At 50.3% G+C, this 6,318-nt stretch carries 6 protein-coding genes and 2 pseudogenes; 4 read left to right on the forward strand and 4 right to left on the reverse strand.

Going from position 1 to position 6,318, the window contains the following annotated elements; all coding sequences use genetic code 11:
- Positions 1-24 precede the first annotated feature (24 nt).
- Positions 25-144 (reverse strand): annotated as a pseudogene (locus tag ACXAH0_RS14080) (transposase domain-containing protein); the annotation flags it as partial.
- On the opposite strand from ACXAH0_RS14080, the pseudogene ACXAH0_RS14085 reads away from it, so the two are divergent.
- Positions 133-462, forward strand: a pseudogene (locus ACXAH0_RS14085) (transposase); the annotation flags it as partial. The pseudogenes ACXAH0_RS14080 and ACXAH0_RS14085 sit on opposite strands and share 12 nt — an antisense overlap.
- Before the next feature lie 192 nt (positions 463-654).
- Positions 655-1,485 carry a hypothetical protein gene (locus ACXAH0_RS14090; protein ID WP_475192235.1) on the forward strand — a complete coding sequence of 277 codons (831 nt, stop codon included), beginning with the start codon at positions 655-657 and terminating at the stop codon, positions 1,483-1,485.
- Positions 1,486-1,758: 273 nt separating this feature from the next.
- On the opposite strand, the gene ACXAH0_RS14095 is transcribed toward ACXAH0_RS14090, so the two are convergent.
- The 3 genes from ACXAH0_RS14095 to ACXAH0_RS14105 are packed head-to-tail and all read right to left on the reverse strand — an operon-like array spanning position 1,759 to position 4,055.
- Complete coding sequence (locus ACXAH0_RS14095) at positions 1,759-2,157, reverse strand: hypothetical protein (RefSeq protein ID WP_475192237.1); 399 nt, start codon at positions 2,155-2,157, stop codon at positions 1,759-1,761.
- Positions 2,158-2,174: 17 nt separating this feature from the next.
- The gene (locus ACXAH0_RS14100) at positions 2,175-2,918 is read right to left on the reverse strand and encodes a hypothetical protein (protein ID WP_475192238.1); all 744 of its coding nucleotides are present in this window, start codon (positions 2,916-2,918) and stop codon (positions 2,175-2,177) included.
- Between the two features lie 39 nt (positions 2,919-2,957).
- On the reverse strand, positions 2,958-4,055 hold the full coding sequence (locus ACXAH0_RS14105) for an endonuclease/exonuclease/phosphatase family protein (RefSeq protein ID WP_475192239.1): 1,098 nt from the start codon (positions 4,053-4,055) through the stop codon (positions 2,958-2,960).
- A 198-nt stretch (positions 4,056-4,253) separates the two neighbouring features.
- Here ACXAH0_RS14105 and ACXAH0_RS14110 point away from each other — a divergent pair, with 198 nt between their 5' ends.
- Together ACXAH0_RS14110 and mauJ are read left to right on the forward strand one after the other, a co-directional pair.
- Positions 4,254-4,559 (forward strand): hypothetical protein, encoded by a 306-nt coding sequence (locus ACXAH0_RS14110; RefSeq protein ID WP_475192241.1) that lies wholly within the window; start codon positions 4,254-4,256, stop codon positions 4,557-4,559.
- A 99-nt stretch (positions 4,560-4,658) separates the two neighbouring features.
- Positions 4,659-6,170, forward strand: coding sequence for a methylamine utilization protein MauJ (mauJ, locus tag ACXAH0_RS14115; RefSeq protein ID WP_475192243.1), 1,512 nt, complete (start codon positions 4,659-4,661; stop codon positions 6,168-6,170).
- Positions 6,171-6,318 lie beyond the last annotated feature (148 nt).

The following is a 6,318-nucleotide window of genomic DNA, read 5'->3' on the forward strand; positions in this document are numbered from 1 at the left end:
TCTTCATGGCGGCCAGGCGCTCTGTTACGCTGCTTTTGCAGCGTAACACCAAGGCATGAGTTCGTTGATGCGATTGATCTTGTGGTCGGCGATTTGTGCCAGAACCCAGGCCAGCCAGGCTTGCGGGTCAATGCCGTTGAGTTTGAGCAACGCCATCCGAAGCTGGCGGACCTGATGCGCCGCGCCGAGGACGATGTGCTTGCCTACAAGACCTTTCCCGGAGACCACTGGCCGAAAATCCACTCCACGAACCCGCTAGAGCGTCTCAACAAGGAGATCAAGCGCCGCACCAACGTCGTGGGGATCTTTCCAAATGAAGCCGCCATCACGCGCCTCGTCGGAGCCCTCATGCTGGAGCAGAATGACGAGTGGGCGACCACAAGGCGTTACATGACACTGGAAACCGTCGCCGCCATTTGCGACACTACACCCATGGACCCGGCGACAATCGCCGCCCTGTAACAGCGGCCAAGCAATGGTCGAAGAACAAAGTTACACCACCTCCTGGGACACTATCTCCAAATGCCCCACGAAACGATGAAATCTTCAATGTCGTATCCCTGCTTTTCCGCGAGCGAATTTTCAGAGATGTTCCTGATTTGCCTCGCACCTGCAACCTGTATATTCGTATAGTTGTACTGGGAGGGGTGTTTGATGTGGAACAGAATTGCAGATCTCATCTCAAATTTTGGGGTTACCAATTGGATAATGGCAGGACTGTCTGTACTGCTCGGCGTAATAGCGTGGAGGCAGACTCATAGACTCCGCGAAGACAAGAAAATTAAATACTTTGTGGGTGGAGTCTGCCTATTCAATAATTATCGAACAGGCCTAAACACAAAAACTTCACTACGTGTCGGAAACAGCAGTTTAGAAGCTGGTTACTATTTTGTAATTCTTATTGAAAATATCGGCACAAGAGCAGTAGAGCCTCATGATTTTAATGCAGAAGGACTAATTATTAAGACTGCCTCCACGCGACCTGGTGATATTGACAAAATTGCGTTCATAGAGCTCGCATCTGCTGATGATGCCGCAGAAGCATTCGAACTAAAGAGCAGGAACGGATCTGTAGAAATCACGTTTGACCATATCTCTCCGAATTCTGGCTTTGCAATTCACGGCATCTCTACTTTACCACCGCACCAACTTATAGTAAAAGGGAAATTAAAAAGCTTTGGAATGATCCGAAAGGGCAATTTTGATCCAAATGACCTACTTTTCTTCTCAGTATTATTTGCGCTAATTTTTGTTGTATCCCCGCTTTTGCTTTTCGTTATCCTACCCGAGTTTAGAGATTTCTATAGACAGATCGAGAATCCGTTGATCAGACTTACTGTTTTAATTTCAGTTTTGGCTAGCATTCCTATTTTTATGCACGCCGGCGCAGCATTATTATCGAAATTATGCGATAAAATTACTGTATCCAGAGCTGGAGCTGCTCGAGCTTATTATCTAGAGAAGGTTGCAAAATTAAAAAAATGATTCCTTGCAATCGCCGCTCAATAAATAACGAACATACGGGCGGATTCGCTGCAACGTTTCATATCGCACATTATGCGAATCCGGCTCCAGGCACCGCCAAGCAGCTCCATATTATCGTATTATGCGAGTTTTGCTCCCATCCGTCATGGAAGCACCGGAGCGCACGTATACGCCCCTGGGCCCCTTCGCCCGAGGACTTACCTGTTTCGCTCCACGACATTCAATTGTTGAAGTGACCGGCAATATCGGAAACCACACACGACGGTGCTGCGACTAGCGCCCAACGGTCCACTTCGAAAAGTCGTCGTTTGAGCCGCTAATCAGAACGTCGAGTTCGTCCACGTTGCGGCGGTTATATGAGTGCAAGTAGCCTTCCGGACTTCTGAGAGAGATCGCCGCGCCGTAGGGCACATAGCCACCAAACTTTCCGTTGGTGGCCGCAACATCTGATACCCGCTCTGAACGTTCAGCCTCAAGCTGTGACTGAAGCACAGTGACCTGTGCTTCCAGGTTGGAGACCTTGCCTTCCAGTTCACTGACTGCCTGCTGCATCACAGCCGCTGTCTCGGCCGCCGTCTGGGCACACTCCAAGACTGTCTTGCAATCGATCACTTGCCCGTAGGCAACGTTGGAATTTATCAAGACTATACCTGCGACGATAAATTTCTTCATAGTTCGGCCCTCCTGTTTCAAAAGCGATCAAGCCCAGTCAACATCGCCCAAGGAGAAGACAAACCTTCGTAATAGGCGACCTCAGAAAAGAAATACTTACTTAGAATCAATCCTCTATAGTGGCACGATGTTATTCGTGCCACCCGGGAAATGTTCCCATAAGACGATAAAATGAACAAAACACTCGATTGCTCATCAACACTGTCGAGAGCCTCCAGATAACCCGCTTTTATATCCTCATAGGCAGCATCAGGGCTTGAGATATTCACTGGCTTAACAAAAAGATTAGCTGAAGTGCCGAGCGGCAACCGAAGCTCGGCCTCCGAGTCAGATATGATCTGAATAAGATCGCCGAGAGTGGTCTTAAGCTCCTCTGCGTAAACTGGAGCTACACATTCGACATCCCAAATCAACTGCCTGGCGTCATAGAACGCTCTCGATCTTAACGCTTCTATTTCTTGAATAGTCTCAGAAACGATTTCGCCAACGTCGTCCACTCCACTTCTTATCTCGGCAACGCGAGTGGCGGAAATACGGTCAATTTCCGCGATATAACCGTCTACATCAGCGTCAAATTCTTTTCGAAGAAAATCGAGGGACCGAAAAGTCTGATCAAGAACTTCTGCGATGCGGTTGATTGAGTCGATACCGATTTCATTTAAGCCCAGCCATTTTGAAACCGATGCTTCCGCAGAATTGGCCGAGAGAAGCGAAATCATCACCACAGCAATTAGCCGACGTGCCATAATTTTCGTAAGCATTACGCCCTCCAGCTTTGTTAATAACTCGACCTCACGGTACTATTTATATGAAACAAAGATCGCAAAATGATCGGAGCCGAAGACTTCAATGGCTTTTCCAACGCCGATAAACTTCGTTGCCGAGTCACTTGGCACGGCCAAATGATCAATGGCGCGATCAGCGAACGCGGGATCATCGTAGGTGCGGCCGAGGTCGGAGGTCAGGACGGTCCATTTGTTATCGCCGACAAGGCTTTCGGTGAGGATGGCGAAGGTATCGTCGTAGCCGTCTCCGCCACTGCATGCGGCCGCCGGGAAAGGAGCCTTGTCACAGGTGAAATCCTGGAGAGTGCAGTCGTCGAAGGACTTACCCGCCTTGCCCTGTTCAAAGGATGTGTTGAAGTCGCCGGCGATGAGGACGTCCCTGCCCTCTGCCACGGCCTTATCAGCCTCCAGTTTCACTGCAGCGATGACACGTTCACGCTTCATGGCATTGCTGACGTGTTCCTTGGTGGCGGCTTCGAAACCATTCGCGAGCATTGCCTGGATGTCCGGGTTTTCGGGCAGCCCGAGCCCCCTAAGCGTGCGATTCAGTCCAGCAGCGTTCCCGCACGTGGAATTGCGATTTGACTTCAGATGAACCGGGAAGACAGTCAAGCCGTTCGCCAGGTCAACGCGCATAGAAACACGATCCGTCCTTGCGAGCTGGTTTACGCCTGAAATCCCGCTGGCATCCGCCTTGATCTCGGTTACCCCGACTGACAGTTCGGCGCCGGTCTCATCGACGACCGGATTTGTGCCATCCGGGCTGGGATCGAGTTCAATCACCTGCTCGATCGGAAGCTTGGAGACGACGGCCGTTTCAAGAGCGAAATAAACATTGGTGCTCATTTTGGCCCAATCCGAGACCGCCAAATGGTAGTTTGGCCATCCCAGGCTGTCGGCGAGCACCTTTGCTTCTTCCAGGCCTGCAACCTCGATCAAAATGAGGACATCGGGCTGTAGTTCGTCGTCGAGCTTTTTCAGGTCGCCCTGACGATCCACGACGCTTTCCAGCAATTGCGGAGATGCGTTCCAGGAAACAATTTTTGTCTCAGCATGAGCGTTGGCTATGCCGGCGCCGACTATGACAGACGCAAAAATCAACGGCTTGAACATGAAGTCCCCCCAAAATATACAAAATGAAGAAATCACTTAAAATACAACCTAACATAGACATGTTACGTTAGGGAATCATATTTCCCGGGACAATTGCGGACCGACGACTGCTGATTGTTCCACATTCTGTGTCGGCCAGGTGAATGCCCCTTAGCCGGAGACAGTTTCCTGATTAAGCAGTTATTCGCAGCCTCGTTGATGGCTTTCTTCGCGCCAAACCACGCCGCCGCTACTGAGCAAATTGTTCAGCAAAAGAGCAATGTTGAACTCGCAATGTCGTTAGGCGACATCATGTCCGCCGATTGCGAGGCCATTACCAAAGGAGTCGATTGGGACGCTTACTATGTTCTGCAGCACCAGATCGATCAGAATGACGCGCTCCATGAGATCTATCTGAAACAGTCATCTCGCAACCGAGAACTGCTCTCGACAAGCACCAGTTACGCAGACGATCTATGTTTAGCAGCCGCTCTGGATGCAGAGGCATTAGGCCTCATGCGATGAGAGGTCCGGTTCCTTCTCCCTCCAGTTAGGCAATTGCGCTTTCCAGATTGCCTGTGAGCGTTGATGCGCGAACCATTGCGCTGATGAAGTCAATCTGTCTTGCGCACAACTGCAATCATTCGCGTATCTTCGGCGACATCCTCTAACGAGCGTATTGCTGATGGCCCGCCAATCAATCTAGATAAACGGATGTATGCGAAAACTCTGTCTGAAATACTTCATCGCGAGTTATCGGAGACCGACTCCTTTGAAGACACACTCACACGCTTCGAAAAGCTGCGTAGCTATCGCCTGTTGCCGCGTGGGCGTGACAGGGCTGGGCAACGACTTACCGATGAGGAAATTGCTCACGCCGTTCTAGGTTTCGTACCCACCCTGAGTGGCTGGGCCGGTCATGTTGCGTTACTCATGGGGAACCTGCTTCCAGTTGGGGGGAGTGCGGCGTCTTTTGCCCAAGCCAATTCGCTTAAATCAGCAATGGCCGCATTGCTCGGCGACGACACAGCCTGCAAAAGTCTTCTAACTCTGACTCTTTCAATCGCCAGGATTCCGGGGAACGATGAGTATCAAGCGAAGCTAATTTTTACGGAGAATGAGCGCCAGGTAACAACCTCCTATGTTTCAAAGTACGCAGTCTCACTGACAAAGCCAGGCGCTGAAAAGACTTTCGATCATGATCGGGTGCTATCAACTAACACTCGTCAGCTCGTTCTTAGCCGAAACTTTTTTCTTAACCTCAAGAGACAGGTCGACGTTTCCCGGCATTTTAACGCGCCCTTTGAGACGGATTGGAGCGAATACGAAACTGAAGAGGAACTCGCCGAATTTCGTAAGAAACTGGGCGCGCGAAACAACTCCAAATTCTTGAATCTTGGCGTCGACACTAATGTTTCTTGGCCAAAGAAGCCTACCCGGACCCAATTTGCTGGGCACCACCTTGTTCTGTTTCCAAGGACCAAGGAGAATTCTCATTCAATCAGTATAGACCTCAAAAACGAGCGGATCACGGCTACTGAAGCTAGAACTCTGCTCAATCGCTTCTTGAGCATATTGTCCTGGTGCGATGACCAATATGCAATCTTGCGGGACGGTTGGTCTGGAAACCCTGTCCCAGTCCCGGTACCGCGGCACGACTTGGCTACGATGACCACACAATGGTTTTTTTCTCGCGCTCTGCCGAACGACACCAACCTTCTGAATTGCCTTTCATATTACCGAGAAGGCCTAAACGCAGCCGAGGCTGGGATGGCATCGCAAGAGGTTCTGAGTTTCTTTAAGGTGTTTGAAATGCGGCGCGAAGGAAAGGAAGTCAGGAGTTGGATCGCCACGGTATTTGAAGAAGCTTGCCGCCCCCTTCGGCCCGAAGCCATGAACCAGTTTCAGAATGACAGAGAAGACAAACCCATTGAAGCATACGTTTATGAAAATTGTCGCGTTGCTGCTGCACACGCCTCCAAAAAATATCCTTCGGATGCCGACGATGCATCTGAGACACGTAGGTTGTCTAATGCCGCAGAAATCGTCCGAGCATTAGCTCGCTACTACATCGAAACCGAATTCGATTTTTCAGAGGCATATTTCGAAGACGACGGAAACTCTCAGCCCGACTAATTTGAACTCTCTTGCTTCACCGGTACATCTGTTTCGAAGTGAGCGTCCGCTGAACCCCACCTCCCGCTTTTCGATTTTGCGCCTTAAGTGTCCACTTATGCAAATGGACACTTAAAGGCGCGTGATGAGCAAACGAAAGAAACGGCGG

It is taken from the genome of Roseibium sp. AWQ4_290 (genome assembly GCF_056160985.1).